Below are 26,411 nucleotides of genomic sequence, written 5' to 3' on the forward strand. Positions count from 1 at the left end.
ACGCCTAGCCAGCGGGCCAGGCCCGCCAGCCAAGGCACCCTGGTCGCTCACCGGGCTCGTCGGCATACCTAGCCCATGCTCAACAACCCGTCGGCCCCGACCTCGATGCGATAGCGATCGATCGTCAGCCGCCCCTGCTCCAGCGTGGCGGCGGGCAGCGAGCGACAGCCGATGTCCAGCACGAACAGGTAGTCGGCGGTGGTGCTGGGCGCGCGGGCGACGAAGCGCGCGTGCCACGGCACCGCGTCGCGCTTGCCGCGTTCCAGCGGCCACCGCTGGTCGTCGTCCTGGATGAAGTCGCTGGCCGGGCCACCGACCTGCCGGACGCACAGCGAACGCGCGCCCTCGCCCATCTGCTGGTAACCGTCGCGCGCGGCGCGCCAGCCGGTGGTGCTGTGCAGGTTCCATTCCCAGCGGCGCGCCGTCGCCGAGGCGAGCTGGTCGCGCACCAGCAGCAGGTTGGGCCGCAGATAGGCCCACGCCCGCACGTGGCGCTTGAGCGCGCCGCCATACGCGCCGGTCAGGTCAGCGGCCGCCGTATCGTTGGCGCCGGTCTTGAAGTCGATGAAACGCACGCCCGGCGCGGCGCGCCCCAGCGGCTGGCCCTGGCCGCCGTCGAAGGTGATGGCGTTGTGCGCCACGGTGTTGCGGTACCAGTTCTTCCAGTGCGGCGAGCCATACCAGTCGTAGGCGCCGCTGCTGCCGGCCAGGATCTTGTCGTTCGCGTGGATCAGGAACGCGCCCTGGTCGGCGTGCGCATGGTTGATCGCGCTGCCGCGCGGATCGGCCTTGAGGTAGATCGATACGCCGTTGCCGCCCGCCGCCTGATGCAGCGCGGCGATGCCGGTATCGGGGAACAACGCAGCGTTGGCCTTGGCCGGAAAATCGCCGCGCGCATCCGCCGCAATCTGTACCGAATTCGCCAGCACCACCGCCGCCTTGCGGTCGGATGGCTTGAACTGCGCGGCGTACCACGCCGAATACGGCGAGCGCACCCGGTCCATCGCCGCCAGCGCGTACACCGGGTTGACCGCCGTCTCGTGGCCATCGCCGAACAGGCTTTCCGGCGCCCCGGGCGGCAGGGCATAGGCGAAGAAGCGCGGCACGTTGCGCAGCCAGATGTGCTGATAGGGGTCGAAGCGCGTGACGATGCGGATCGCGTCCCACGCCGGCAACGCCGTCATCAGGCTCCATTGCTGGTAGGCGCCGCTACCGAAGTAGCCGCCGTCCTGCGCGCCGTAGGGATGGCCGGCGTAGACGAACCAGCGCAGATGCCGCTCCAGCGTCTCGCGCGCCAGCGGCGATTCGGGCGCGATCAGCGCGGCCGCCGCCAGCATGGTGCCCACGCCGTCGAAATGAATGGCGTTGGTCGGCCGCAGCCGGTAGCTGTCCAGATTGATGCTGCGCTGCGCGTCGGTGATGCCGGCCTCGATACGGCGACGCAACCGCTCGCGCTCTGGCGCCGGCAGGTCGCCGCCCGTCACGTCGTAGACATAGGCCAGCGTCCACAGCCGCTGCCGCGCCGCGCGCGGGCTTTGCCGGTAGGACGGGCTGAAATCGTCGTCGTCGCCCAGTTCCGCCAGCACTTCGCGGATATCGGCCAGGTACTCGGCCTGGCCGGTGTGGTAATGCAGCATCGCGCCATAGAGCAGGCGGTTGGACCAGCGCTCGACCTCCTGGTAAGCGTCGAGCGACGCGGCGCCGCTTTCCAGCGTGGCGGCGCGTTTCATCCGCACGGCGGATACCTTGTCCAGCCGGCGATAGGCGACCTCCACTTCCTTGATCGCCCACGCCTGGCCGCGCCCGGCGCGCGAGTCGCCGCCGTCGAACAGGAACGGCCGGCGCAAGCCGCTGCGCAACAGCCCCCCCTGCGCGAAATCCTCCAGCTTCGGGCTATCGGCCGCGATGCGGAAGCACGTGGACGCGCCAGCGGTGCCGCCTTGCGGCGTGACGCGCCAGCAGTAGTCGCCCGCCGCCAGCGGCTGCGGTGCGATGTAGTTGTTTTCCTGCGTATCGACCGTGCGCAGCGCCTTGCCGGCGCCATCGCTCAGCGTGAGGCGGTAGCGCCCCGGCCCGGATGCCGGCCACGCGATATAGGGTGGGTTCTGGTACAGCTCCAGCCCCGGTGGCGGCAGGATCTGCTGCGCGGTGGCGGGCGCCGGCTCGGCCTGCGCCTCGTCGGCGCGGCCCGGCACCGCCACGGCGGTCAGCAACGCCAGGATCAGCGACACGCCTCGCAGCGCTGTACCGGCCGGTGCACGGGGGTGGAGGGTGCTAGCCCTGGCCATCGTACAGCTCCTGCAACTGGACCTGGATCGCCGGGAACGAGAACGAACGCCGCGCCCGCTCGCGCGCATCGCACGCCAGCCGCTGGCCGTCCTCGGGGTGGCGCGCCAGTTGCGACAGCGCCTGGTACAGCGCCTCGGCATCGCGGGGTTCCACCAGCACGCCGGCCGCACCGTCGCCCAGCGCGAACGGAATGCCGCCGACGCGGGTGGCGACGATCACGCGGCCGTAGGCCATCGCCTCCAGCACGCCGAACGGCAGCGCCTCCTGGTGCGACGGCAGCACGAACACGCCGCATTCGCGCAGCAGCGCCTCTTTCTGCGGCCCGGTCACCCAGCCGACGAAGTTCACCACGTCGGCCACGTCGTATTCCCGCACTTTCTCCCAGAACCACGGCATCTGGCCGCTGCCGGCCACGGTCAGCCGCGGCTGGGCGCCATCGTCGCGCAGGCGGCGCACGGCGGACAGCAGTTCCTCGATGCCCTTGGCGGCCTCGATGCGGCCCAGGTACAGCAGCGACATCGGATCGGCGCGGGCCTCCACCTCATCGGGGCAGATCACCGCGTTCGGGATCACCGCCACCGGCGCACCCGGCGCCAGTTGGTCCACCCAGGTGCGCCATTCCGGGCTGAGTACCACCACCGTGTGGGCGTGGCGCAGCATGTCCACCAGCCAGCGGCCAATCAGCTTGTGCTGGTTGCGCTGGTAATAGATGGGGAACATGCCGCCATGCAGGTGCACCACGTAGGGACGACCGAACGCGCGCGCCAGCCAGACGAAACCCAGCTTGCGCCACAGGCTGGCGCGGGTGGCCACGTGGACATGCAGCAGCGCCACGCGGCCGCGCAGCAGCATGCCCAGCAGTTGCAGCCATACGCCCAGCGCCACGAAGAACTTGCGCAGGCGGCCGGCCTCCACATGGCTGGACAGATAGCGGATGCGCAGCGCCGCCAGCAGGCCCGATTCGCCGGCCGACTTGGCCCAGAACGCCATGCCGCCATGCGCCAGCGGCGACGGCCCCACCATCACGACCTGACGCCGCGCGCTCATCGAGCCACCTCCGCCACGCGCTCGCGCCCGGCGTCGGCGCGCGCGCCGGGTTCCAGGCATACCGCATCGATGCGCTCATAGGGCGAATCCAGCCGGTGCAGCAGGCCGTTGGCCACCGCCACCAGGCGGTAATGCCAGTGGAAATACGAGAACGCGGCATCGACCGGGTTGCGCTTCTTGCCCAGCAGCGCCAGGAACACCAGCAGCCAGAGCGCGCCAGCGGCGGCGGCCAGCGGCCACCACGCCAGCCCGGCCAGCGCCAGCGCCAGCAGCCCGAACAGCAGCAGCGGCTGCTTGCTGATGCCCAGCGCGCCCTTGGCGTAGCCGTGGCGCAGGCCGGATTTCAGCAGCATGCCTTCGGAGCGCGCGTAGCCGTTGCGCCAGTGCCGCACCAGCATGGCGCCCGTGCTCAGCGCGTGGCCGGTGTGCTGCACCGCCGGCACCGGCAGGCGCACCATCTGGTAGCCCTTGCCGCGCAGCCGCATGCCCAGTTCGGCTTCTTCGTAGGCGGGCAGGAAACGATGCGCGAGGTAACCCGCTTCATCCACCGCCGCCTTGCGGTAGACGCCGCCGCCGTTCAGCCAGGGCACCACGCCCGGCGTGGCCGACGGCTTTTTCTTCACCCTGCCCCGGTCGAACATGTTGCGCACGCAGGTATCGATCAGCAGGCCGCCGACGCCACCCAGCCCGGGCCGGCGTTCCAGCTCGTCCAGCGCGGCGCCGAGAAAGCCCGGCTGCACCACCATGTCGCCATCGATCAGGTACACGTATCTGCCACGTGCGAACTGGTAGGCCAGTTGCGCCGCCGCCCCCGCGCCGCGATCCTCGATGCGGCGCAGTTGCACGATCTTCACCGGGTAGCGGCTGGCGATCTCGACGGTACGGTCGGTGGACAGGCTGTCGGCGAGCACGATCTCGCAATCGATACCGCTCGTTTCACGCAGCAGCGCCTCGATGCACGCGGCGATATGCGTCTCTTCGTTGAGCGCCTTGATCAGCACCGACAGCAACGGGGTGGACTGCGCACCGCTCATAGCAGGGTCGCCAGCCGGCGCACGCCTTCCAGCGCCTGTTCCTTGAGCAGCGGGACACGCTCGTCCAGTTGCGCCTTGATACGGCCCTCGTCGGCCTCCAGCCGCCGCAGCATCGCGCTCAGCGTGGCGGTGCTGACCAGCGGGGTTTCCAGCACGTAGTCGGTGTGACCGAACAGATCGTCGTTGATGCCCTTGGCCTTGACGCTGTAGGCGATGGAGCATGTGGGTACGCGGGTGGACATCGCGGCGATGGTGGCGTGGGTACGCGCGCCGATAAAGAAGCGGCATTGCGAGATCACGTACTTGAGCTGCGGCGCATTCAGGCCGGACGGCACCAGCCCGGCGTGCGCCTGGTGGCTGCCCAGCCGGTCGAACAACTGCTTCAGGTAGGCTTCGTCGCTGTGTTCCGGGTTGCCGTCGAGCGACGCCACGTGCGGGATCAGCATCACGTGGTAGCCATCGTCCACTGCCTGCCGCACGAAGGCGGCGGCCTCTTCCTGCAACACCGAGCGCGGCTCGTCGGCCGGGCGGTAGCGGTGGATCAGCGAGCTGAGGTTCAGCCCCAGCACCGGGCGATCCGACCTGGACCAGAACGGCGTCAGATCAACCGGTTGCGGCACCATCCAGAACGCCGAGTCGGCCACCTTGTGCAGGTTGCGCGCCAGGCCGTGGCGACGCAGATAGTCGTAGCTGACGTTCTCGCGCACCGACACCATCGACAGGCGGTCCAGGTGGGCGATCACCTGCGGCACCACGCGCGGCTCCTTGTCGAACGGGCCGACCGAGGCGCCCCACAGCGTGGCGGGCTTGCCCTGGCGCAGCGTGTACTCGGCGATGTTCACGAAGTGGAACAGCGACACCAGGCCGTAGTCGAGCGAGTAGTTGTCGCCGCCGATGGAGATCAGCGCGTCGGCGCGCTCCAGATCGCGGCTGTGGGCGGGCGAATAGCCGGTCATCGGCCACTGCATCGACTTGAACACCGGCGCGCGCGAGCTGAGCCGCCCCCACCAGCGATGCGCCGACTTCAGCGGAATCGCCGGCACGAACCGCACGCCATCGTCGGCCGCATCCGGCCATTGCCGGCTATCGCGCGCCGCATCGAACGACGGCACCATCACTTCGCAACCGGGAAACACCTGGCGCAGCAGGTAGGCATTGGAACGCGTCAGCGCCTCGCAACCGCGATTGCCGAAATTGTCCTGACCGGTCAGATAGAAATGCTTCACTTCAGTGTTCTCTCAGTGGGATTGGGAATGGGGAAGCAAAATCCGTGGACACGGAGCACACCGAGCGCACGGAGAACACGGAGAAAACCCAAGAGGAGAAAACCGGACGGTGGGTGCTCTGTGTTCTCGGCGCGCTCTGTGTCCACAGATCTGGAATTGGAATCGGGTGTTGCATGCCCCCCAACGGCACGCGCCTCGCGCGGCTCCCTCGCGGTGGCGAGGACGGGGGGAGTGGAATCGATCAGGGAGTGCCGAAACCCGTGTACCGCCGCCGCAGTGCGCCCGGCGATGCCGGGGGCACGATGCTGCCCGGCCATGGCGGAAGATTGCAGGTTCATCTCGGCACTCACCAGACAAACAGCCGGCCCAGGCGGCCGGGGGCGACGCGGTTGACCCAGTCGCGTTCGTTGTCGCTGAAGGGGCGCAGCCAGTGCAGGACCAGGGCATACAGCGCCATGGCGAGGAAGCCGGTGCCGTAGGCGGCCAGCGGGGTGGCGTGGGGAACGACGAACACGCCCGCGACCAGCGCCAGCGTGGTGCCCAGCATCTTGCCGAAGCCACGGAAGTCGATGGCAATGGGCGCGCCGCTGCGTTTCAGGCCGTACCAGCACACGGCGCACCACAGCACCTCGCTGACCAGCGCGCCGCACACCACACCCTGCCCGCCGTACCAGTGGCCGCCGAGCAGGGCCACCGGCAGGCCGGACAGTGCCGCCAGCGTGGCCGCCAGGCTGATGTTGGGCGAGCCGGTGGACATGTTGATCATGGCGAACGCGGTATGGACGCACTGCATCGACACCACCAGGATCATCACCAGCATGATCGGGTAGGCGCCGCCATACTTGCCGTGGCTGATCAGGTCGAGGAACGGCTCGCCGGCATAGACGAAGAAGATCAGCAGCGGAAACAGCGTGAAGTAATTCATCTTCACGACGAAGTTGAACATCTCGTCCAGCACCTGCTGACTGCCGCTGGCGGCGTAGCGCGCCACGAACATGGGGCGGATCACCCCCAGCAGCAGGTAGCCCGGCAGGTAGTTGCGCAGCATGTCGGACAGCGCCTGCGCAAAGCCGTAGTACGCCGCCTGGATCAGGCCGGAGAACTTGCTGACCAGCAGCCGCAGCACGTTGTTGCCGTACACCTGCCCGATCACCTGGCTGATGTAGAACTGGAAGCACACCGACAGCATCGCGCGCCGGCCGCCGCGCACCGGGCCGACCGAGGCGCCGGCGCGTTCGCGGTAGGTATACAGCGCCAGCGCCACCAGCCCGTAGAGGCACGCCGCCACGGTGGACAGCAGGTCGATGGCGACGATGCCGTACAGCGTCGCCGCGTCGCCCTGCCACGCCAGCCAGCCGTAGGCCACCATGCGCAGCGCCGAGCGCACCAGGAACACGAACTGGGTGTGGCCCTGCATCAGCAGCGCGGGGAACACTTCGGTGAAAAAGCGCATCGCCGCCTCGAACACCAGCAGGATCGAGAACAGCAGCAGCAGGTCGGCGTCGAACTTCAGGTCGAAGGCATCGCTCAGCCGGTCGAACGCCAGGAACACCGCCAGCGCGAACAGCAGCGACAATGCCTGCCGCGCCACGCAGCTCCACCACAGCGCGCGGTGCAGCGCGGCGATGCGGCCCTGCACGCGCAGTTCGGTGATGTATTTCTGCGCGAAGGTGGACAGCCCGAAGCCGGTATAAAGATAGAAGATTTCGACGAAGGCGAAGATCGCCACATACAGGCCGTACTCGGCGGGCTCCAGCAGCCGCGCCAGCAGCACCAGCGCGGCGAAGGTCATGCCGGCCGACGCCGCCTTGCCGGTAAGGAAGGTGACGATGCTGCGCTTGGCGCGGGTGGCGGTATAGGGATGCGCGCTCACGATGCGTACGCCTCCCCGCGCCGGCCGGGCTCGCCCTGTGTGGCCTGGCCACCGGCCAGTACCGCGTACGACGCCAGGAACAGCAGGAACACCTGCATCACCGGCACCGACATCACATCGGTGTTGTAGATCAGCAGCAGCACCGCCGAGAGCATGGCCGCCGAGGTGGCACGCAGCCACGGCGCGTGGAACGAGGTATCGCCCAGCCGCGCAGCAAGGCGGCGCGCGCGCTGCCCCAGCACCAGGAAGAAGCCGCACAGCAGCGCGGTGCCGACCACGCCGGTTTCCCACAGCAGGATGGCCAGCGACGAGCGCGCCAGGCGGAACTGCGGGTAATAGCGCCGCGCCTCGCTGCCGATCATGGTCTTGGCGGTCTTGACCGAGCCGACGCCATGGCCGAACAGCGTGCCGTGGACATCGCGGCCGAAGTGCCGGTCGGCCCACAGCGCGATCGCCGCCACCCGGCCCATCTCGCCGGTTTCGCGGTTGATCATGGTGGGATCGACGGTCAGCTCGATGGTGTGCTCGATGTACGACGGCAGGTCGTGCTGCACCTGGTTCTCGCCGAACTGCTTGAAGTAGACGGTCAGGCCACCCCACAGCAGCAACAGCAGCACGATGGCGCCGATGGCGAATTGCAGCGGGCGGCGGAACAGCACGTCGGCGTAGAGATAGAGCGCCAGCAGCGGCGTCAGCATGAACACCACCTTCACTTCGGCCAGGCCGATGCACAGCAGCGCCGACAGCGTGGCCGCCCAGAACAGCGTGCGCGACATGCGGCCCTGGCGATACAGGCCCAGGCAGGCGAAGAAGCCGATCAGCAGGAAGATCGCCATCGCCCCGCTGGCGCCGCCGCCTTGCGGATCGCCGCCGAACGCGCCCACCACCGAATCCCAGCGCGCGCCGACGGTACGCTTGGGCACGATGAACAGCGCCTGGTACAGCACGAACGGCACCTGGCCGATCATGGCCCAGGGCACCAGCGACAGCGCGCGCTGGTACAGGGAGAGGTCACGCTGGGTGAGCAGCAGGAAGAAGAAGAACGACAGGATCCACAGGTAATCCTTGCCGCCCAGCATGAACTGCCACAGCCCGGCCCAATACAGCGCCGAGGAGAACACGCCCACCAGGATGAAGCCCAGCAGCAATGTCACCGGCAGCACCGCCTGGCCGTGGGTGGCGCGCTCGTCGCCGTGGATCAGCGCCTCCATCGGCAGGCGCAGGTACAGCACCAGCCCCAGCAACGCCGGTAGCCAGTTGGCCTGTTCGAAGCGCAGGAAGTAGATCGCCTGGCCGACGATGATGAAGGCGATGCCGAGCATGGCCCACACCAGCAGGCGCGGCGGGACGAAGAACAGCACGGCGATGGCGGTGGCGCCGATCACACCGGCTGCCGCCTTGGTGCCGAGCAGGCCGATGGCGGCGCCCGCGATCAGCGAGAAGCCGGCCAGCATCGAGAGCAGCAACGCCATCTGCAAGGTGGCGCGGCTGGGCAGGGAGAACACGCGACCGATCACGCCACCGTCTCCAGGCGACGCACCACGTCGTGCACGTGCTTGCGGTGCGACAGCGGTACCAGCGTTTCCGGTTTGGGATACCCGACGGCGATCAGCATGACGATGGCTTCGGCGTCGTCCAGGCCGAAGTGGCGATGCACCGCCTTGTCGGAGGCCGGCGCCACGCACCAGTTCAGGCAGCAGCTCACCAGCCCCTGCGCTTGCAGGCCCAGCAGCAGGCTCATGGCGAACAGGCCGCCATCGACGTAGGGCTGGTTGCGCTCGCTGGCGTCGAAAAAGCCACGCATATCGGCGGTGACCATCAGCACCAGCGGCGCGGTATCGCCAAAGCCGCGATTGCCGTTCTGGTAGGCCAGCAGGCGATCGCGCGTGGCCGGGTCCTCGGCCAGGTGCACGCGGCACGGCTGGCGGTTGCACGCGGACGGGCTGAGCTGCGCGATGCGCACCGCCTCGTCGATGACCGTGCGTTCCACCGGGCGCGGCGCGAAATCGCGGAAGCTGCGGCGGATGCGGTACAGCTCGTCCAGCGACTGGCGATGGCGAGCGAAATCGATGTCGGACAGGCTGAGCCGCAGCGGCGTCGTCGCCGTCAGGTCGGGCGCATCCGGCAGGCGCGGCGCGGCCAGGAAGCGCGTCACGCGCTGCGTCACGGCGCCCTGCTGATCCAGCTTCAGCGCCACCAGGCAATCGCGATAGGCCAGCAGGCTGTCCAGCGCGCCGCGATAGATGGCGTCGTCGGTGGCGAAGCCCTTGGCCTCCCACGCGGTGAGCAGGCGCATCACGTGGTCGGCCGCCTCGGCGCCGAACATGCGCTTGGCGCCGGGCATGCACATGCCCTTTTCCAGCTTGTGGTAGTAGAACAGCAAGCGCGCCTGGAGCTGCGTCGGCGTCTGGCCCTGCATCCGGCCCCAGAACATGTGGCGGCCGACGCGGCTGATGTCGTACCAGTGGTAGACCAGCTTGCGCGCGGAGCGCAGCTTCAGCTTGACGTGCCAGTAGTGCTCGAACAGACGCTCGTTGGCGGCGAGCCGGCCTTTCAACCAGCGCTTGATCATGACGCCTCCGTGGCGCCGAAGAACAGCGGCCGGCTGGCCGGCGGCAGCCCTTCGTACAACGCGCCGAGGAAGCGCTGCTGCACGGCGTATTCATCCTGCGGCGAGGTGCCCAGGGTGGAGACGCGGAAGATCATGCCGTCCGGGATCACGCCGCGCAGGCCGTAGGCCAGTTGTGCGATCTTGTGCTGCGTGCCGTTGAGCGTGATGCGGTCGCCCACCGTCATCCAGTAGGTGATCGGCTCGTTGCGCTCGCCCTGCGTGGCGACGAGGCGGCGCACCGGCAGCGTGCGGCCGGCAACGTCCAGCGTGCCGTCGGTGGCCTGCGATACCACGAAGCCCTGCGCCGGGTAGCAGACATCCGGCTTGTGCACACGCAGGCCGTCGCTCTGGTCGCGGCCATAGGCGATGGACAGCATCACGCGCTCGCCCCGGCTGTTGACGTAGGTGCGGCCCAGGGTTTCGGTGTAGAGCTGCGCCAGCTTGGCCCGCAATTCGGGCGGCAGCGACACCACATCCTGCGATGCCTCCAGGCGCCAGTCGCCCAGGCGTTGCGGAATCATCGTTTCCAGCGTGACGCGGCGCGCGTCGGCCAGCGATTGCGTGGGCTTCATCGCCCAGGCCAGCGTGGCGGCGGCCAGCATCAGGATCGCCAGCGGGATCTGCCAGCGGGTGGAGCGGTTCATGCGGTCACCTTTGCGGAAGAACGTTTGCCGAGGAACAGCCCGAGCACACGGTCGAAGAGGAACAGCGAGCCCAGCGCGGCGGCGAACAGGAACAGGCCGGCGGCGCCGTGCACGAAGCCCTGCCCCGCCTCATCACCGAAGTGGTAGGTCACCAGCACCAGCACGATCACGCGCAGGACGTTGGCGAAGAACGCCAGCGGCAGGATGGCGGCGATCAGCAGCAGGTTGCGCAGCACGCTGCGGTGGCCGGTGAGGTAGACATAGAGCAGGCCGACGGCCGACAGGCTGAACAGCGAATTCAGGCCGGAGCACGCATCGGCCACCAGCAACTGGTAGGGGCCGACATTGAGCAGCACGCCGCTGCGCGCAACGGGATAGCCGGCCGCGTACAGCGCGACTTCGGCCAGGGCGGACACTTCCTGCTTGAGCGAGGCGGTGATGGCGTCGATGACGAAGCCGGGCAACGGCACCAGGAACAGCAGGAAGAACAGCGCGAAGCTGCACGCGCGCACGCCGGCCCAGCCCTTGGCCGACAGCAGGATCGCCATCGCGAACGGGATGAAGGCGCCGATCTCCAGCAGCAGGATCGCCTGCGAGCGGCCGAAGGCGTAGCACAGCGCGCCCAGCACACCGAACAGCAGGCCCCAGGCCGGCGCGCGGTTATCCGGCAATGCGGCCAGCACGTCGCGCCGCAGCCAGAACAGCCACAGCACCAGCGCCAGCACGATGGGGCCGTGGCCCAGTTCCTCGGTCTGCCAGACCGTGCGCGACAGGTCGTAGACGGTGGGCACGACCAGCACCAGCAGCGCGACGCACAGCAGTGCGTTGCGCCACAGCAGGCCGCCCAGGTCCGCCAGACCGATCGGCGTCGCGGCTTCGCTGCGCGCCGTCATGTCAGCGGCTCCCTTCGTTCAGCACGGCACCGATCACGCGCGCGCCGGTGGCTTCGAGCTGCTGGCGCAGTTGCGCCAGCTCGCGCAGCCGCGAGCGGTGGCGTTCGGTCACCAGCAGCATGCCGCGCACGCGCGCCGCGATCAGTTGCTGGTCGGCCGCGTCGGTGGCTGGCGGGGTGTTGACGATCACCACGTCGTAGTGCTCGACCACGCGCTGCAACAGCGCGGGGAAGTTGGCGCGCGACAGCAGTTCCTGCGGGTTGGGCGGCAGCGTGCCGGCCGGCAACAGCGACAGCCCTTCCAGCGCCTCGATGGCGGTGATGCATTCGTCGCCGCAGCGCCCGGCCAGCAGGTCGGACAGGCCCTGGCGGTTGTCCAGCCGGAACAGGTCGTGCAGCGTGGGCTGGCGCAGGTTGGCGTCGATCAGCAGCGTGCGCTCGCCCAGTTGCGAGAACACGATGGCGAGATTGGCGGCGAAGGTGCCGGTGGGCACGCCACTGTCGTAGCCGGCGAGGCCGATGGTCTTGTGGCCCTGGGCGATCCAGCGCAGCACGAGTTGGCTGCGCAGGCTGCGCAGCGCTTCGACGGCGGGGCTGAACGGCTGGTAGGCGGCGATCAGCTCGCGGCCCAGCGACATATCGTTGGCGGCGAGGTACGAATACGAGAACTGCCGCGCCAGTGCGTGGCGCAGATCGGGCTCGGCCACGTAGCCGAGCTTGATCGCGGCCTCGCCGAAGCGCAGCCCTTCTTCCCGGTGGACATCCAGCACGTGCTCGGCCTGTTGCGGCGTGAGCTTGCCCATCTCCAGCAACACCTTGCCGATGTGGCTGGCCTCGGGGGGCAGCATGCTGCCGACGGATTCCTGTTTCATGGCGCGGTCCTTTGTGGCTGATGTTGACGTGGGCAAGGCGTGGAAAAGCGCCGAATCGAAGCCCCCCGAACGCAGCGAAGCCCCCTCGCGGCGGCGAGGGCGGGGGGAGTGGAATCGATCGGGGAGAGCCGCTGCCCGCTCCGCAACTGCCGATGACCAATTCCCAAGGCTCGTGCGGCAGGAGTGGAATCGATCAGGGAAGCCGCGCCGCCGACATCCCGCTGGCGCCCCGCGCCCGGCTGGGCCGGGGGCTGGCGATCGCTGATTTGCAACGAGTTCATACAGGTGCTCAAGCAGGTTGCAGGGCAGGGTTGGCCGGGCGCGACCGGCCGGGCAGCCAGCGGCGCTTCTTGGAAACCGGGGCGGGTGCGAGCGCCAGTTCGGCCAGCACCGGCAGGCCGAGGCCGTGCTCGATGTCGCGCACGGAGCGGACGCGGCGATCCAGCAGTTCGAACACCAGCGCGAAACCGATGCCCAGCAGGCCGCCGGTGAAGATCGCCAGCGCCAGGTTGAGCAGCATGCGCGGGCTGGACGGCTTGAGCGGGATCGGCGCGGCTTGCAGCACGGAGATGTTGGTCGCCTCGGCACGGCTTTCGATCATCGACTGCGAGTAGCGGTCGAGCGTGGTTTCGTAGGCGCGCTGGGCGTTTTCCATCTGCCGTTGCAGCACATCCAGCTCGGCGCGGTCGCCCTTGAGCTTGAGCACGCGCTCTTTCTGCGCGGCCAGCGCGCCGGTGAGCGAGGCCTGGCGCGAAGCCGAGCTGCTGGCGGCGCTGGAAAGGCCGCTGGCGTACTGGCGCGTCAGTTCGGCCAATTCGGTGCGGGTGGCATCCAGCTCGGCCTTGGCGGCGATGTAGTGCGGATGGTTGGGGCCCACGCGCTGCGCCAGTTCGTCGAACTTGCCCTGCTGCTGCGCCAGCTGGCTTTTCAGTTGCTGGATCAGCGGGTTGTTCAGCACGTCCGGCGCGTTGTCGCCCCGGGCGCGGGCGCGCGCGTCGTAGGTCTGCGACTGGGCCATCACCACTTGCGACGACAGGTCGTTCAGGCGCTGCGTCTCGGTGTCCAGGCGCTCGTCGGTGGCGACGATGCCCTGCTCGCGCTGATAGTCGGAATAACGGCGCTGCGCGGTTTCCAGGTTCTTCTGCAAGGTCTTGAGCTGCGTTTCGAAGAACACCGAATTCTGCTGCGCGGCGTTGCTGCGGATGTCGCTCACCGTCTTGACGTAGGCCTGGGAGAACGCGTTGGCGATGGCAGCGGCGAACTGCGGGTCGGCGGCGGTGAAGCTCAGGTTGATGATGCGGCTGTCGCGCGCCGGCTCCACCTCCAGCGAGCGCAGCAGCGATTTCGCCAGCCAGTCGCGGATGTTGCCGTGGCCCTGGGTGTCGGCGATGAACGCTTCGCGCGTTTCCGGCAGCTTGTCCAGGCCCAGCGCATCCACCACGTTGAGCGCAGTGTTATGGCTGGTGATGATCTGCGCCTGGGTGGTCATGTAGTCGGGCGCCAGCACGTTGGGCGCGGCCAGGCCGTTGATGGGATCGACCGGCTTGGCATCGACGGTGAGCACCACTTCGCCGGTGTACTGCTTGGGCAGTACCAGGCTGACGACCATCGCGCCGACCACCACCAGGGCGAACACCATCAGGGCCACCCAGATGCGGGCCCGGAGGATCTGGAAGAACTGTTGGAGATTCATGTCGCTTTCCCGATCAGAAGAGTGCTTCGCGCACGAACACCACGTCGTTGGCCTGGACCACGTCGGTGGGCTTCACGTCCAGCACGTCGGTGCCGCCGTCCTGCCGGGTGCGGTGGACCTGCAAGCCTTTTTGCGAGGCGCGCAGGTTGTAGCCACCGGCCACCGACAGCGCCTGCATCACGGTCATGTGGCGTTCCAGGCGGAACGCGCCGGGCCGGTTGACCTCGCCGTAGACGTAGATCTGCTGCGCGCGCGGGATATAGAGCACGTCGCCGGCCTGCACTTCATCGGCCTTGGCGCTGCCGTCCTGCGCCAGCAGCGCGGCCAGCGAGAACTCGCGGCGCTCGCTGCCGCGCGTCAGCACCAGGGTGTCGCCACCGTTGGGGTTGACGCCGCCGGCCAGCGCCAGCGCGTCGATCAGCGTCGAGGCACTGTCGAGCGCGTAGCGGCCGGGGTTGGATACTTCGCCCAGCACCGCCACGCGCCGCGAGCGGTATTGCGTGATCAGGACGTTGACGTTGGGCTTGTTGACGAAGCCGCCGCGCTGCAACAGGCCGGCGATGCGCGATTCGGCCTGCGAGAACGACAAGCCGGACAACTTCACCGCGCCGATCAGCGGGAAGCTGATCTCGCCGGACTGCGTGAGCTGGATTTCGGTGGTGAGATCGGGGTGGTCGTAGACGGCCACTTTCACCACGTCGCCCGCCCCCAGTACGTACTCGGCGTCGCGCGGCTGCGGGTCGGCGGCGCGGGCCGGGTTCAGCGTGAGCACGGCCACAGCGCACAGCGCGGCCAGGCGTTGGATCCAGCCCTTCATCATTTCAGCCCCTTCACGCCGGCCTTCAGATGCTCGGCCGTGCCCTGCCCCGTTGCCTCGACAGCGGCCGCGGGCGCGGCGGCCTGCGCGGTGGGCGCAAAGCCGTTGACGTATTCGACCTGGGCCTTGCCGCGCAGGTCGGCCAGCTTGGTGCGGGCTTCGCGCTCGGTTTCGCCGTTGCGCAGGTAGGCGGTGATCGCGGGGGCGGCATCGGCTTCGCTCACCGGCGCCGGGCGGCTTTCCTCCAGTTGCAGCAGCACGGCGCGGCCGTTGCCGTCCGGCAGGTTGACGATATCGCCGACCTGCATCGTGGCCACACGCGCCAGCAGCGGCATCGGCAGTTGCTCGGCGGCGCGGCGGGTGCGGCCGGCCTTGTAATCGACGCTGGCGGCCTTGAGCGCGGCTTCGGTCTCGGCGGCGGTATGCACGTTTTGCAGCGACGCCAGCAGCGCCTTGTCGGACGCGGCGGCGGCCGGCACGCTGAAGCTGGCAAAGTCGTAGACGCGGCGTTCGGAGAACAGCGCCGGGTTCTCGTTGTAGAACTTGCTGCGCGCATCGGCGGTGGGTTCGGTGGGCTTGCCGATCACACGCTCGGCGGCGGCCTGCGCCAGCAACTGCCGACGGCTCTGCTCCAGCGCCTGCAACACCTGCGGATCGCGGTCGAGCTTGAGTTCCTCGGCCTTCTGCACCAGCAGTTCCTGATCGACCAGTTGTTCGACCAGCTTTTGCTTCGCTTCGTCGGTCACCGGTTGCGGCTGGCGCGCCAGGACGAAGTTGAGTTGGTGAACGGTGATTTCCTTGCCGTTCACGCGGGCCAGCACCTGGCTGGGCGACTTGGCCTCCTGCTTGTCGCCGCACGCGGCGAGCGCGAGCACGAGCAGCACGAAACCGAATCGCAGGGGTCGGACGTTGCGCATGGCATTCCTTTCCAGTGGTTTTTCGAGTTGGTACCGGAGCCCGTGGTCAGGCCCCGTGGTTGTTTTCAGCAAGCAGTGCAATTCATTCGGTAATTCATGCGGTACTTCACATTCCTTCCTTCAAATCCCGGCACGCCACCCAGGCTGAGCCATCGGTCGCTGCATGCCAGTCCCTAATAGGCGTTTCGATCCCGCGCCATGCTGGTCGCCGTCTGCATCACGATCTTCAGGTCGAGCCAGAGCGACCAGTTGCGCAGGTAGTCGAGGTCGTATTCGATGCGCTTCTGCATCTTGTCGATGGTGTCGGTCTCGCCGCGATAACCGTTGACCTGCGCCCAGCCGGTGATGCCGGGTTTCACTTTGTGGCGGATCATGTAGCCGCGGATCAGCTTGCGGTACATCTCGTTGTGGGCGTTGGCGTGCGGGCGCGGGCCGACGATGCTCATCTTTCCTTCCAGCACGTTGATGAACTGCGGCAGCTCGTCCAGCGAGGTGCGGCGGATGAAGCCGCCGATGGGGGTCAGCCGCTGGTCGTTCTTCTGCGCCTGCACCACCTTGTCGCCGTCTTCCATCACCGTCATCGAGCGGAACTTGTAGACCAGGATGCTTTCGCCGTTGGCGCCATAGCGGCGCTGCTTGAACAGCACCGGGCCGGGCGAGGTGAACTTCACCGCCGCCGCCACCGCCAGCATCACAGGCCAGATCAACGCCAGGATCAACAGCGCCAGCACGATGTCGGACACGCGCTTGACCACGCTGGACATGCCCACGAACGGGCTTTCGCATACCGCCACCACCGGGATGCCGCCCACGTGGTCGAAGCGCGCCTGGATCAGGTCGCAGACGAAGAAATCGGGCAGGAAGTAGATCGAGGCGGTGCTGTCCTTCAGGTCTTCCAGCAGCGACAGCACGCGCGGCTGCGAGGTCATCGGCAGCGAGACATAGATGTGGCCGATGCCGTTGGCCTTGACGTAGTCGGCCAGCGTAGCCAGCTTGCCCAGCAGCTCTTCTTCGCCGATGCCTTCCAGGCGCGAGACGTGGCGGTCGTCGAAGTAGCCGGCGAATTCCAGGCGCAGCTCGGGGTTTTCGCGGATGCGAGTGGCCAGGGCGGTGCCGGCCTGGTTGGCACCGATCACCACGGCGCGCGCCAGCGGGGCGTCGCGCGGGCTGAGCAGCATGGCGCGGAACAGCGCATGCACGCCGATCAGCACCAGCGGCGCGGATAAATGCCAGGCGATGAGGAACGGCGGGTAGAAGTAGGCGTTGAAACCGGACAGCCGGCCGATCAGCCAGAGAAAGCCGACCACGCATCCCCAGCCGGCGACAAAGCGGCCCAGGCCCAGCAGCGGGCGGCTGACGCCCGGCACGAACAGGAAGGTGCCGTCGAGCAACTGCGCGGACAGCAGGAAGGCCAGCGCGGCCCAGACCAGCAGGTAACCGTTCCAGGCGATCTCGAACGGGATGGCAAGCAGGTACAGCACGACGACCACGACGATGGGGTCGAGGAAGCTCTTGCAAAAGCTGGCCAGCGGCGCGGCGTGCGCCAGTTGGCCGAAGCGTTCGTTCGACAGGGAGGACTGGACGAACTCCGGGCCGCGCTGCGGTTCGGCCTGGTGGCCGCTGTTCAGGACAAAATCGACGTTCGCGTTCATTCGTGTGTACTCCTGCCGGGTTCAGCTCGGAACCTGCTTCTGATCTGCGCGGCCACGCGGGCCGCGCGGACATCGGATCGCGGGCGGTAGGTACCGCACCGTGGTTCGACCTCCACCGCATCGCCACCCGGCGTGCGTCCGAATCAGATTCCCAGGCCCTTGTGGGGCTTGCCTCGGCGTTATTTCGACTGGATCAGCCAGTGCCTTCCGTGGGTGCCGCGCGGCGTTTTCGGCAGCGCGGCCCAGCGGCCTAGAACCGCCAGTTGGCAGTCAGACCGTATTGCATGCTGTCGTACTCGTTGCTGGGCACGTTGGAATCGCGCCCCTGTTGCTCCACATAGGCGATCAGGTCGATCGCGTTGGTGGGACGAAACGTGCTGGCCAGGCGCCAGTAAAGCGTCTGGTCCTGGATATCCCCCAGGGTGTCGCGGGCGATCTCGCGGTCCTCGTAGCGCACTTCGCCGGTGAAAATCCACTTGGGGTGGTAGCGCCAGTCGGCGCGAATGCGGTAGGTATCGGTGATGCGACGCACCAGGTTCTGGCCCGGGTCGTCGAACGCGCGCTCGTACGCCAGCTCCACGCTGGTGCGCTCGGTGGCCTGCCACTGCGCATTGATGCCGCCGATGAAGTTGTCGGTGGCCTCGCCGCCCGCCTTGTCCTTCCACGACACCCAGCCGATGCTGCCGCCAAAGCGGGTCAGTCCGGTGACCGGTATCTGCCAGGCGAAATCCACGCCGTGCTGGCGGTAGCCGCGCTGGTCGGCGCTGATGAAGCCCAGGTTCTCGACGTATTCCAGCTCGGACATCGTGCCGCGCAGGGTGAAGGTGCTGCCCTTGCCGGTCTGGGCGGTGACGCCGACCGCGACGTGGTGTTCGTCGTAATCCTGGTACTGGCGCGCTTCGTGGCGCTCCTCGGTGCCGCCGATGCTGGCGCCCAGCGACCAGGTCGGGCCGATCTGCCAGTTGCCGCTGGCTTCGGCAGTGCGGGTGCGATACAGATCCTTGATGCCGCCCAGTACGTCTTCGAAGGACGACAGCGATTTGCGGTCGCCATAGCTGAGGCGGCCGCCGACGTTGCTGCCCACGGCCCATTGCCACGCGGCCTCGCCATCCCAGCCCGTGTAATCGAGTTCGTCGTAATGCAGGTAATGCGGGGCGAAGACTTCGCCGTTGAAGGTGAACAACTGGCGCGATACCGGCCATTGCGCCTTGACGCCGACGCGCGGCTCGATCAGGTGATCGCCGCGTTGCGTATCGCCCAGCACGACGCCGGCATCGGCCGCGTCGGGCAGGCGGAACAGGTTGTCGTCGTAGCGGTAGCGCAATCTGGCCTCCAGGACCACGGCATCGCTTTCGTCATAAGCCGCATGCGCGGCCGGCAGCATCGCTGCGCACAGCATCACGGCGGGCACCGACCTGCAAGCTGCCCGGTGCTTAGCTTTCGCATTGCTGTTGCGCACCCAGTTCCCCTTGAGAAACACCAAAATCACTTACTCGCATAGAAATTTACGAGAAAAATGGTGGCAAACGACCGCTAGAGCGTCAATTGCCAAAATTACCTTTTCGCCACCCTTTTGAAAGGGCATGCATCTTAACCGAACCTCACCGGGTATGGGGTGTGATCCACGCCCCGAAAAATAGTCATCAATGTTTGTATTAAATTGTCATATCTATTGACAACCCAATGATCATAAAGAAATTTTTCTTAAAAACACATGGAGCACGCCCGAGCAGACTAGCCATTCGACATTAAGCTTCCATTTAAACGTCATTTCAAATCCAATAAATCATCAAATCCTGATATTTAAAATCACATGGTGGAAAAGGCATGTATTTATAACTTACAAGCCACCCCATCAATACCGATAGATGGCGGAAAAACCCGGGTAACCGGGGTGATTTCCGACCATTTTGTCATAAAGTTGGACAGTTTTTAGTAAGTAGTTTTCTGATGAAAACTACATTTACCGGCGGCACGCCGATAACCTTCGGCATTCATCAAGCGCAACAACACGACCAACGGCGTTCAGCGACGCCTCAGCGGAGGCCGCCAATGTGCACGTGCAGCATTCGTCACCCGACAACGCGATAAAAAAACAGGATGGGCGGTCGTCATGCGGGGGGGCCGCCCGACGGAAAACGGCGGGCCGGAAAAGAAAAAACCAGCATCGAGACTCAGGGCGAAGGGCCGGGAAAGTGCATCAGTGGGCAGCGATGCCTTCAACGAGGCCGGCGCTGGCCCCTACCCGGCCGCCTGGACGGCCGCGCCTCTCGACCGTCCGGCGGGAAGGCTGCTTATAGTTGAAGCGGGAAGGACAAACGAGTCGAGGAGGAAATGCAATGAACGCCATCGAGCTGAAGGATTTCCTGTTATGGAGCACCGTGCTCAATTACATCGTGCTGCTGGTGTGGTTCGGCGTGCTGATAGCGGCCCGCGGCTGGCTCTACCGACTGCATGGCCGCTGGTTCAAGCTGGCGCCCGAGACGTTTGACGCGCTGCACTACGGCGGCATGGCCTGCTACAAGATCGGCATCCTGCTGTTCAATCTGGTGCCGCTGATCGTGCTCTGCGTGCTGGGCTGATCCGCGTGGCCTGGGCAAAACAAAGGCCGCGGCGGATGCCACGGCCTTTTCCTAGACGCGCGTGCCTCAGGCGGGCGGCGCCAGCCGTTGTTCCAGTTCGGGCCGCAGCCGGCGCAGCAGTTCGCTTTTCACGGCGGTGTAGTCGGCGTTGTCCACCCAGACCTGCGCCGACAACCGGGCGCCGGCATCGGTATACTCCGCCACCGCGATCAGCGGCGCGGGCGAGGCCAGGATGCGAGTGTCGGCGGCCACCACGTCGCGCATCAGCGCCAGGCCGGCTTCCACCTGGCTGGTTGCCACCTGGAAGTTGACGTCGATCCGGCGTGTGGCATTGCGGGTGTAGTTGGTCACGGCGTTGGACCAGAGCTGGCTGTTGGGCACATACAGCGCGGCGCCGTCACTCTTGACCAACTGGGTGGAAAACAGCCCCACCTCGCGCACGGTGCCCGCCACCACCCCGACGCCTTCGATATAGTCGCCGGCGCGGAACGGCTTGAGCAGCAGCAACATCAGCCCGGCCGCGATGTTCTGCAAGGTGCCCTGCAAGGCCAGCCCGATGGCGAGGCCAGCGGCACCCAGCGCGGCGACGATGCTGGTGGTCTGCACCCCCAGCCGGCCCAACACGTTCACCAGGGTGAGGATACGGATGCCCCACAGCACCGCCGCACCCAGCAACGGCGCGGCGGTGGGGTCGCCACCGGCGCGGACGGTGAGCCGTTCCATCGCCTGCGCCAGTCGCCGTGCCAGCCAGAAGCCGATCAGCAGGATCAGCAGCGCGACCACCAGATCCACGCCGTAGTTGGCGGCGCGGTTGAACAGGGTGTCGAAGAACCGCTCCACGCGGTCGAGGTGGGCCAATGCCATGTCGTTGCTCCCTATCTTTGCTGGCCGGCCCCTTGGCGGTGGCGCGGCCCGGTCGAACAGGGTTGACGTTATAGCGCGGATTGAGCCCGGTGCGGATGTGGATAGTTGGCCCTCAACCGTGTGGTTCGCTGTGTTGGGTACTGACACTGGGGTCGGGCGCGGCAGGCCGCGCCCCGGTCGGATCGGGCAGGCCCGCGTCGGGGTCGAGCGGCGGGGGCGCGCTGTCGGCCAGCGGCGCGTCGTGGCGCAGGGCCTCCACATTGGTATCGCGCGCGTCTTCGCGCTCGATCTGTTCGTCGAGCGGTGCGTCGGCTTCCCGCAGCGCGGGATCGAAATCCGGGTCGTCCGGCAATACGGTGCGCTCGTCTTCTTCCTGGTAGGGATTCGGCATGTCGGCCTCCTGGATGGATCGCGGCGCCGGATGACGCCGCCCTGCCCCACCGGTGCAATATCCATGCCTTGGCACGGCCGAGCCCGGCGCGGGCATGCGACATCGCGGGAGGCAGGATTTACACTGCGCGCGGCAAGTTTGCGCATCGCCGCGCCGCGCCAGCCGCCGCCGACCGCGACGGTGCCTGGCATGGTCCCTGCATTGCCAGACGCCATCGACATGACAGAGGCAAGCCCGATATGGCGGACTTCGCTTGGTGGCAACGCGGCGTGATCTATCAGCTTTACCCGCGCAGTTTTCAGGATGGCGACGGCGATGGGGTCGGCGATCTGGCGGGCATCCACCAGCGGCTGGACTATCTGGCGTGGCTGGGCGTGGATGCGGTCTGGATTCCGCCGATCTACCCGTCGCCCATGGCCGATTTCGGCTATGACATCACCGATCACTGTGCCATCGATCCACTGTTCGGCACGCTGGCGGAGTTCGACGCCCTGCTGGCGGAAGCCCACGAGCGTGGCCTGCGGGTGATCCTGGATTTCGTGCCCAACCACACGTCCGACATGCACCCGTGGTTTCAGGATGCGCTGCGCGGCCGCGACGCGGCGCATCGCGACTGGTACCTGTGGGCCGATCCCGCCGCCGATGGCGGCCCGCCGAACAACTGGCGTTCGCATTTCGGCGGCCCGGCCTGGACGCTGGACCCGGTCACCGGTCAGTACTACCTGCACGCCTTCCTCAAGGAACAGCCCGATCTCAACTGGCGTAACCCGGCGGTGGCGCGGGCCATGGCGCAGGTGATGCGCTTCTGGCTGGATCGCGGTGTCGATGGCCTGCGGCTGGATGCGACGTGGCACCTGATCAAGGACGAGCACCTGCGCAACAATCCGCCCGATCCCTCATGGCACGCCGGGCTGCCGGAGCACGAGAAGCTGGCCCATGTGTATACCAGCGACCGGCCGGAGGTGCAGCGGCTGGTATGCGAACTGCGCCAAGTGGTCGATGAGTATCCGGACCGGGTATTGATCGGTGAGCTGTATCTGCCGATCGAGCGCGTGGTGGCGTACTACGGCACCGCCGGCAACGGCATCCACCTGCCGGCGAACGCACTGTTGATCGGCGCGCCCTGGGACGCGGACAGCATCGGCGCGGCGGCCGATCGTTACGAGGCGCTGCTGCCAGTGTTCGGCTGGCCCAACTGGGCGCTGGGCAATCACGACAAGCCGCGCATCGCCGGCCGCGTTCCGCCCGGCCATTCGCGCCTGGCGGCGCTGCTGCTGCTGACGCTGCGCGGCACGCCCACCTTGTATTACGGCGATGAGCTGGGGATGTGCGATGGCGAGATCCCGCCAGCGGCGATCCGGGACCCGATCGAGCGGAACATGCCGGGACTGGGGCGCGGGCGCGACCCGCAACGCACGCCGATGCAATGGGACGACAGCCCGAACGCGGGGTTCAGCCCTGGCCAGCCGTGGCTGCCGGTGGCGGCGGGGTTCGAGGCATTGAATGTGGCAGGCCAGCGCGCCGACGACGCATCGCTGCTCACGCTGTACCGGCGCCTGCTGCAACTACGCCGCGCGGAGCCGGCGCTGGCGGTGGGGCGGTACGCCGGCCAGGGCGCGCCGCCCGGCATCTTGCGCTATGAACGCGAACACGACGGGCGCTACCTGACGGTGGTGCTGAACTTCAACGAAACGCCGCGCCGCATCCCCGGGTTGCAGGGGCGGGTGCTGCTCTCGACGCTGGGCCGCGATGAAGGCCGGGACATCGACGACAGCCTGCTGCTGCTCCCTGGCGAGGGCGCCATCCTGACGGGTCGGCCCGGCCCCGCCGCTGGATGAGCGCCCGGCGGCGGCGTTCTTTCAGGTGCAATCGGCGCAGACGATCACGCCTTCGTAGCCGTCGAGCAACAGCGTGCTGGCCACCGGCTCTCCGTCCCGCTTCAAGGTGGTGGAAAGCAGGATTTTGCCGCTCAGCATGCCGCCGAGATCCACCACCTGCTGGGCCGCGTCGAAGTTGAGCAGTACCAGCAGGCGCTGGCCTTCCCGTTCCCGCAGATAGCCGAGCAGCCGGGGGCCGGCGCTGAAACCGCGATAGCTGCCCACCGCCAGCGCGCTCCATTCGTCCCGCAGGTGGATCAGCTTGCGGTACAGGTGCAGCAGGGAATACGGATCGCGCGCCAGCGCCTCTGCATTGACCCTCGGGTAATCCGCGCCCAGCGGTAGCCACGGCGTGGCATGGCTGAAGCCAGCGCCGATTCCGTCGTCCCATTGCATCGGGCTGCGTGCCGGATCGCGCCCCAGACCCAGGCCCGGCATGTTCTTTTCCAGCGGGTCCTGCACCTGGTCGGGCGAGATCGGCACGTCGCACATGCCGAGTTCGTCGCCGTAGTATAAGGTGGGCGTGCCGCGCAGCGTCAGCAGCAGCAGCGCCGCCAGCCGCGTCTGTTCCGGGCCGATCCGGCTGGCAATGCGGTGGTTGTCATGATTGCCCAGCACCCAGTTGGGCCAGCCATGTGGCGGCAGCGCGGCTTCGTACTGATCGATGGCGGTACGGATCAGCGCCGGGTCCCACGCCATGCCGATCAACTGGAAGTTGAACGGCAGGTGCACACCCCGCCCGCCCGTACCGTAGTAGGTGACCAGCCGCTCCACCGGCAGATAGATTTCACCGACCATCATGCGGTCGTCGTATTCATCCAGCAGCTCGCGCATCCGCGCGATGACATCGTGCACTTCGGGCCGGTCGGTGTTGTAGGTGGACAGCAGGCGACGATGCTCGCCCATTTGCGCGTGGTACTCGGGGTTGTCGGGGTTCTCGCGGAAATCCTCGTCCTTGATCAGGTGCCAGATCACGTCGATACGAAACCCGTCGACGCCCCGATCCAGCCAGAAGCGCATGGCATCGAGCATGGCATCCTGTACCGCCGGGTTACGCCAGTTGAGATCGGGCTGTTCCTTGAGGAAGGCGTGATAGTAGTACTGACCGCGCACGGCATCGTACTCCCAGCCGCTGCCGCCGAAGGCGGACAGCCAGTTGTTGGGCGGACCGCCATCCGGCGCTGGATCGCGCCAGATATACCAGTCGTGCCGGGCGTTATCGCGCGACGCACGCGATTCGGTAAACCAGGCGTGCTGATCCGAGGTGTGATTGGGCACGAAATCCAGGATCACCCGCATGCCACGCGCATGGGCCTCGCCCAGCAGCGCATCGAAATCGGCCAGCGTGCCGAACAGGGGATGGATATCGACGTAATCGGAGACGTCGTAGCCGAAATCGGCCATGGGCGAGGGATAGATCGGCGAAATCCAGATCGCGTCCACACCCAGCCACGCCAGGTAATCCAGCCGCTGGCGAATGCCGGCGAGATCGCCGATGCCATCGCCGTTGCCATCCATGAAGCTGCGCGGGTAAATCTGGTACACCACGCCGTCCTGCCACCATTGGAGTTTGTTCAACATCCGCGGGCTCCTTGTTGTCCGTAGCGATCAGAGGCACTGCGCCGAATCGCGCGCCGTCCGGCACGGCATGGCGCGGCTTCGTGCAAAGCGGCTGGCGGGCAAGGTCAGCCCCTGTCTACACCGTAGCGCAGGGCGGGCGGAGCCCTGAAAGTAAGGTGCGTCCTGCGGTGGATCGAACGGCGGCGTCATCGGCGGATGCGAGGGTTCTTCGATCGGTGGCGGGGTGCGATGCGGATCGATCGGGTCCGGCACCACGTCGGGCTCGGGATCGTGCGCGGGCGGGTTGCCCGGCTCGGTGGGCGGCAGGTTCGGCCGATGCGGCGGCACCTGGATCGGCTCTTCCACTGGCGGCCCCAAGGGGCCGGGGCGCGGTGGCTCCGCTGGCGCCGGCGCGGGAATGGGATCGGGCGGTAACGGTGGCGTGGCGTCGGGCTGGGACTCCGGCGCGGCAAGGTGGGGGCTGTGATACGGGAACGTCAGGCGGTCGGGCATGGCATGGCCTCCGGTCTGGGACGCCGCTTGCGAAGGAAACGACGCTTTCGAATCATCGATGCAATGTCGGAGCGCGGCGTGGCGCAGTGCATTTTTTGCGCGGTACGCTGTAAAACCGGCACGCTCAGAGCTTGCCCGGCCCTTTGGGCGTGCGTGGGCCGCTGCTGGGCGCGGTGCCGTCGGGATAGTTGGCTTCGAAGTTGCTGCGATCCGCTTCGTTGGAGGCGGTTTCCTTCTCGGCGGGAACCGGCTGGCGATGCGCGGCAGCCGGCCGGGGCGGATGGGATTGCTGCTGGGTCATGACGAACTCCTGATGGGGCGGCGAATGGCCGCATTGCCCATTTCGCAGCAAGAAGGGTTCCAGGCATGGCACGTTGCTTGCAGCGCAGCCGGCACAGCAAGCCTTTCAAGGAGGCGCATCATGCAACATCGAACCACTTCATCGCATCGCCGCCAGAACACCGGCAACCATGCCGTCGCCACGGCCCTGGGAGCCGCCACCGGCGGTGCGGCCGGCTTGGGCGGCATCCTCGCCGCCAGCGCGGCGGGCGCCACCCTGGGTCCGGTGGGGGCCGTGGCCGGAGCCGCCATCGGCGCCGTTGCCGGCGGGCTGATCGGCAAGGAAACGGCGCAGGCATTCGATCCGTCGGTCGAGGATGAATACTGGCGGGAACATCATGCCAATCAGGATTTCGCCCGGCCCGACCAGCGCTACACCGACTACGAGCCGGCCTATCGGCTGGGCTACGAGGCGGGCAGCCTGAACGACGGCCGCACGTTCGACGAATGGGAACCGGAACTCCACACCCGCTATCTTGCGAGCGGCACCGGGGTGGAATGGCAGGACGGTGGCCAGCGCGCCGCCCAGGCCGCCTGGGAACGCGTCAACGCCCGCTTCAAACCCAAGGATGTGGTGGGCTGAGCCGCACGGCATCGAGCGTGGATGAACACCTGCGGTATCGCCGCCCCACCGCGCGGCGCCAAAGCAAAAACCCCCGAGCCTTGCGGTCTCGGGGGTCTGCATAAGGTGTCTGGCGATGACCTACTTTCACACGGG

Annotated in this window: 23 protein-coding genes; 3 read left to right on the forward strand and 20 right to left on the reverse strand. The window is 67.3% G+C overall.

Annotated elements, in window-relative coordinates:
- Window positions 1-68 precede the first annotated feature (68 nt).
- The 15 genes from FAZ21_RS15920 to FAZ21_RS15990 all read right to left on the reverse strand — a co-directional run bounded on the left by FAZ21_RS15920 (window position 69) and on the right by FAZ21_RS15990 (window position 18,969).
- Window positions 69-2,288 carry a heparinase II/III domain-containing protein gene (locus FAZ21_RS15920; protein ID WP_169307453.1) on the reverse strand — a complete coding sequence of 740 codons (2,220 nt, stop codon included), beginning with the start codon at window positions 2,286-2,288 and terminating at the stop codon, window positions 69-71.
- A complete protein-coding gene (locus FAZ21_RS15925; RefSeq protein ID WP_169307454.1) occupies window positions 2,275-3,336 on the reverse strand; it encodes a glycosyltransferase family 4 protein in 1,062 nt (353 codons plus the stop codon). Before FAZ21_RS15925 ends, FAZ21_RS15920 begins: the two co-directional genes overlap by 14 nt.
- Window positions 3,333-4,370 carry a glycosyltransferase family 2 protein gene (locus FAZ21_RS15930; protein ID WP_169307455.1) on the reverse strand — a complete coding sequence of 346 codons (1,038 nt, stop codon included), beginning with the start codon at window positions 4,368-4,370 and terminating at the stop codon, window positions 3,333-3,335. Before FAZ21_RS15930 ends, FAZ21_RS15925 begins: the two co-directional genes overlap by 4 nt.
- Window positions 4,367-5,596, reverse strand: coding sequence for a polysaccharide pyruvyl transferase family protein (locus tag FAZ21_RS15935; RefSeq protein WP_136774435.1), 1,230 nt, complete (start codon window positions 5,594-5,596; stop codon window positions 4,367-4,369). The genes FAZ21_RS15930 and FAZ21_RS15935 overlap by 4 nt, the downstream gene beginning before the upstream one ends.
- 346 nt (window positions 5,597-5,942) lie before the next feature.
- Window positions 5,943-7,469 carry a lipopolysaccharide biosynthesis protein gene (locus tag FAZ21_RS15940; RefSeq protein WP_136774436.1) on the reverse strand — a complete coding sequence of 509 codons (1,527 nt, stop codon included), beginning with the start codon at window positions 7,467-7,469 and terminating at the stop codon, window positions 5,943-5,945.
- On the reverse strand, window positions 7,466-8,986 hold the full coding sequence (locus tag FAZ21_RS15945; protein ID WP_136774437.1) for a hypothetical protein: 1,521 nt from the start codon (window positions 8,984-8,986) through the stop codon (window positions 7,466-7,468). Before FAZ21_RS15945 ends, FAZ21_RS15940 begins: the two co-directional genes overlap by 4 nt.
- On the reverse strand, window positions 8,983-10,041 hold the full coding sequence (locus tag FAZ21_RS15950) for a nitroreductase family protein (RefSeq protein ID WP_136774438.1): 1,059 nt from the start codon (window positions 10,039-10,041) through the stop codon (window positions 8,983-8,985). Before FAZ21_RS15950 ends, FAZ21_RS15945 begins: the two co-directional genes overlap by 4 nt.
- Complete coding sequence (epsI, locus tag FAZ21_RS15955) at window positions 10,038-10,724, reverse strand: exosortase-associated protein EpsI, B-type (protein WP_136774439.1); 687 nt, start codon at window positions 10,722-10,724, stop codon at window positions 10,038-10,040. Before epsI ends, FAZ21_RS15950 begins: the two co-directional genes overlap by 4 nt.
- On the reverse strand, window positions 10,721-11,617 hold the full coding sequence (xrtB, locus tag FAZ21_RS15960; RefSeq protein ID WP_136774440.1) for an exosortase B: 897 nt from the start codon (window positions 11,615-11,617) through the stop codon (window positions 10,721-10,723). The genes epsI and xrtB overlap by 4 nt, the downstream gene beginning before the upstream one ends.
- A gap of 1 nt (window position 11,618) precedes the next feature.
- The gene (gene epsG / locus FAZ21_RS15965; protein ID WP_136774441.1) at window positions 11,619-12,488 is read right to left on the reverse strand and encodes a chain length determinant protein tyrosine kinase EpsG; all 870 of its coding nucleotides are present in this window, start codon (window positions 12,486-12,488) and stop codon (window positions 11,619-11,621) included.
- A 289-nt stretch (window positions 12,489-12,777) separates the two neighbouring features.
- The gene (epsF, locus tag FAZ21_RS15970; protein ID WP_136774442.1) at window positions 12,778-14,181 is read right to left on the reverse strand and encodes a chain length determinant protein EpsF; all 1,404 of its coding nucleotides are present in this window, start codon (window positions 14,179-14,181) and stop codon (window positions 12,778-12,780) included.
- Between the two features lie 13 nt (window positions 14,182-14,194).
- Window positions 14,195-14,998 carry a polysaccharide export protein EpsE gene (gene epsE, locus FAZ21_RS15975; RefSeq protein WP_246038706.1) on the reverse strand — a complete coding sequence of 268 codons (804 nt, stop codon included), beginning with the start codon at window positions 14,996-14,998 and terminating at the stop codon, window positions 14,195-14,197.
- Complete coding sequence (locus tag FAZ21_RS15980; protein WP_136774444.1) at window positions 14,998-15,915, reverse strand: EpsD family peptidyl-prolyl cis-trans isomerase; 918 nt, start codon at window positions 15,913-15,915, stop codon at window positions 14,998-15,000. The genes epsE and FAZ21_RS15980 overlap by 1 nt, the downstream gene beginning before the upstream one ends.
- Window positions 15,916-16,088: 173 nt before the next feature.
- Window positions 16,089-17,567, reverse strand: a complete 1,479-nt coding sequence (locus FAZ21_RS15985) for an undecaprenyl-phosphate glucose phosphotransferase (RefSeq protein WP_246038708.1) — start codon at window positions 17,565-17,567, stop codon at window positions 16,089-16,091.
- A 250-nt stretch (window positions 17,568-17,817) separates the two neighbouring features.
- On the reverse strand, window positions 17,818-18,969 hold the full coding sequence (locus tag FAZ21_RS15990; protein ID WP_136774445.1) for a porin family protein: 1,152 nt from the start codon (window positions 18,967-18,969) through the stop codon (window positions 17,818-17,820).
- A 937-nt stretch (window positions 18,970-19,906) separates the two neighbouring features.
- Here FAZ21_RS15990 and FAZ21_RS15995 point away from each other — a divergent pair.
- Window positions 19,907-20,149 (forward strand): DUF6868 family protein, encoded by a 243-nt coding sequence (locus tag FAZ21_RS15995; protein WP_136774446.1) that lies wholly within the window; start codon window positions 19,907-19,909, stop codon window positions 20,147-20,149.
- A 66-nt stretch (window positions 20,150-20,215) separates the two neighbouring features.
- On the opposite strand, the gene FAZ21_RS16000 is transcribed toward FAZ21_RS15995, so the two are convergent.
- Together FAZ21_RS16000 and FAZ21_RS16005 are read right to left on the reverse strand one after the other, a co-directional pair.
- A complete protein-coding gene (locus FAZ21_RS16000) occupies window positions 20,216-21,013 on the reverse strand; it encodes a mechanosensitive ion channel family protein (RefSeq protein WP_136774447.1) in 798 nt (265 codons plus the stop codon).
- Between the two features lie 112 nt (window positions 21,014-21,125).
- A complete protein-coding gene (locus FAZ21_RS16005; RefSeq protein ID WP_136774448.1) occupies window positions 21,126-21,404 on the reverse strand; it encodes a hypothetical protein in 279 nt (92 codons plus the stop codon).
- Window positions 21,405-21,643: 239 nt separating this feature from the next.
- On the opposite strand from FAZ21_RS16005, the gene FAZ21_RS16010 reads away from it, so the two are divergent.
- Window positions 21,644-23,242 carry an alpha-amylase family glycosyl hydrolase gene (locus tag FAZ21_RS16010; protein ID WP_136774449.1) on the forward strand — a complete coding sequence of 533 codons (1,599 nt, stop codon included), beginning with the start codon at window positions 21,644-21,646 and terminating at the stop codon, window positions 23,240-23,242.
- A 21-nt stretch (window positions 23,243-23,263) separates the two neighbouring features.
- Here the strand turns inward: FAZ21_RS16010 and FAZ21_RS16015 are convergent, their stop codons facing one another.
- The 3 genes from FAZ21_RS16015 to FAZ21_RS20395 all read right to left on the reverse strand — a co-directional run bounded on the left by FAZ21_RS16015 (window position 23,264) and on the right by FAZ21_RS20395 (window position 25,655).
- Window positions 23,264-24,862, reverse strand: a complete 1,599-nt coding sequence (locus FAZ21_RS16015; protein WP_136774450.1) for an alpha-amylase family glycosyl hydrolase — start codon at window positions 24,860-24,862, stop codon at window positions 23,264-23,266.
- 27 nt (window positions 24,863-24,889) lie between these two features.
- Complete coding sequence (locus FAZ21_RS16020) at window positions 24,890-25,354, reverse strand: hypothetical protein (protein WP_136774451.1); 465 nt, start codon at window positions 25,352-25,354, stop codon at window positions 24,890-24,892.
- Window positions 25,355-25,478: 124 nt separating this feature from the next.
- The gene (locus tag FAZ21_RS20395; RefSeq protein ID WP_169307456.1) at window positions 25,479-25,655 is read right to left on the reverse strand and encodes a hypothetical protein; all 177 of its coding nucleotides are present in this window, start codon (window positions 25,653-25,655) and stop codon (window positions 25,479-25,481) included.
- 120 nt (window positions 25,656-25,775) lie between these two features.
- On the opposite strand from FAZ21_RS20395, the gene FAZ21_RS16025 reads away from it, so the two are divergent.
- A complete protein-coding gene (locus FAZ21_RS16025) occupies window positions 25,776-26,276 on the forward strand; it encodes a hypothetical protein (RefSeq protein ID WP_136774452.1) in 501 nt (166 codons plus the stop codon).
- Window positions 26,277-26,411: the final 135 nt, after the last annotated feature.

The organism is Chitiniphilus eburneus (genome assembly GCF_005048205.1).
Taxonomy (GTDB): Bacteria; Pseudomonadota; Gammaproteobacteria; order Burkholderiales; family Chitinibacteraceae; genus Chitiniphilus; species Chitiniphilus eburneus.

Bases quoted from the DNA above. Each gene is read 5' to 3' on its own strand.
- epsE (WP_246038706.1), bottom strand. From the start codon at position 14,998: ATGAAGGGCTGGATCCAACGCCTGGCCGCGCTGTGCGCTGTGGCCGTG.
- epsF (WP_136774442.1), bottom strand. From the start codon at position 14,181: ATGAATCTCCAACAGTTCTTCCAGATCCTCCGGGCCCGCATCTGGGTG.
- epsI (WP_136774439.1), bottom strand. From the start codon at position 10,724: ATGAACCGCTCCACCCGCTGGCAGATCCCGCTGGCGATCCTGATGCTG.
- FAZ21_RS15950 (WP_136774438.1), bottom strand. From the start codon at position 10,041: ATGATCAAGCGCTGGTTGAAAGGCCGGCTCGCCGCCAACGAGCGTCTG.
- FAZ21_RS15995 (WP_136774446.1), top strand. From the start codon at position 19,907: ATGAACGCCATCGAGCTGAAGGATTTCCTGTTATGGAGCACCGTGCTC.
- FAZ21_RS15925 (WP_169307454.1), bottom strand. From the start codon at position 3,336: ATGAGCGCGCGGCGTCAGGTCGTGATGGTGGGGCCGTCGCCGCTGGCG.
- FAZ21_RS15920 (WP_169307453.1), bottom strand. From the start codon at position 2,288: ATGGCCAGGGCTAGCACCCTCCACCCCCGTGCACCGGCCGGTACAGCG.
- FAZ21_RS16010 (WP_136774449.1), top strand. From the start codon at position 21,644: ATGGCGGACTTCGCTTGGTGGCAACGCGGCGTGATCTATCAGCTTTAC.
- FAZ21_RS15980 (WP_136774444.1), bottom strand. From the start codon at position 15,915: ATGCGCAACGTCCGACCCCTGCGATTCGGTTTCGTGCTGCTCGTGCTC.
- FAZ21_RS16020 (WP_136774451.1), bottom strand. From the start codon at position 25,354: ATGCCCGACCGCCTGACGTTCCCGTATCACAGCCCCCACCTTGCCGCG.
- epsG (WP_136774441.1), bottom strand. From the start codon at position 12,488: ATGAAACAGGAATCCGTCGGCAGCATGCTGCCCCCCGAGGCCAGCCAC.
- FAZ21_RS16000 (WP_136774447.1), bottom strand. From the start codon at position 21,013: ATGGCATTGGCCCACCTCGACCGCGTGGAGCGGTTCTTCGACACCCTG.
- FAZ21_RS16015 (WP_136774450.1), bottom strand. From the start codon at position 24,862: ATGTTGAACAAACTCCAATGGTGGCAGGACGGCGTGGTGTACCAGATT.
- xrtB (WP_136774440.1), bottom strand. From the start codon at position 11,617: ATGACGGCGCGCAGCGAAGCCGCGACGCCGATCGGTCTGGCGGACCTG.
- FAZ21_RS20395 (WP_169307456.1), bottom strand. From the start codon at position 25,655: ATGACCCAGCAGCAATCCCATCCGCCCCGGCCGGCTGCCGCGCATCGC.
- FAZ21_RS15930 (WP_169307455.1), bottom strand. From the start codon at position 4,370: ATGAGCGGTGCGCAGTCCACCCCGTTGCTGTCGGTGCTGATCAAGGCG.
- FAZ21_RS16005 (WP_136774448.1), bottom strand. From the start codon at position 21,404: ATGCCGAATCCCTACCAGGAAGAAGACGAGCGCACCGTATTGCCGGAC.
- FAZ21_RS15985 (WP_246038708.1), bottom strand. From the start codon at position 17,567: ATGAACGCGAACGTCGATTTTGTCCTGAACAGCGGCCACCAGGCCGAA.
- FAZ21_RS16025 (WP_136774452.1), top strand. From the start codon at position 25,776: ATGCAACATCGAACCACTTCATCGCATCGCCGCCAGAACACCGGCAAC.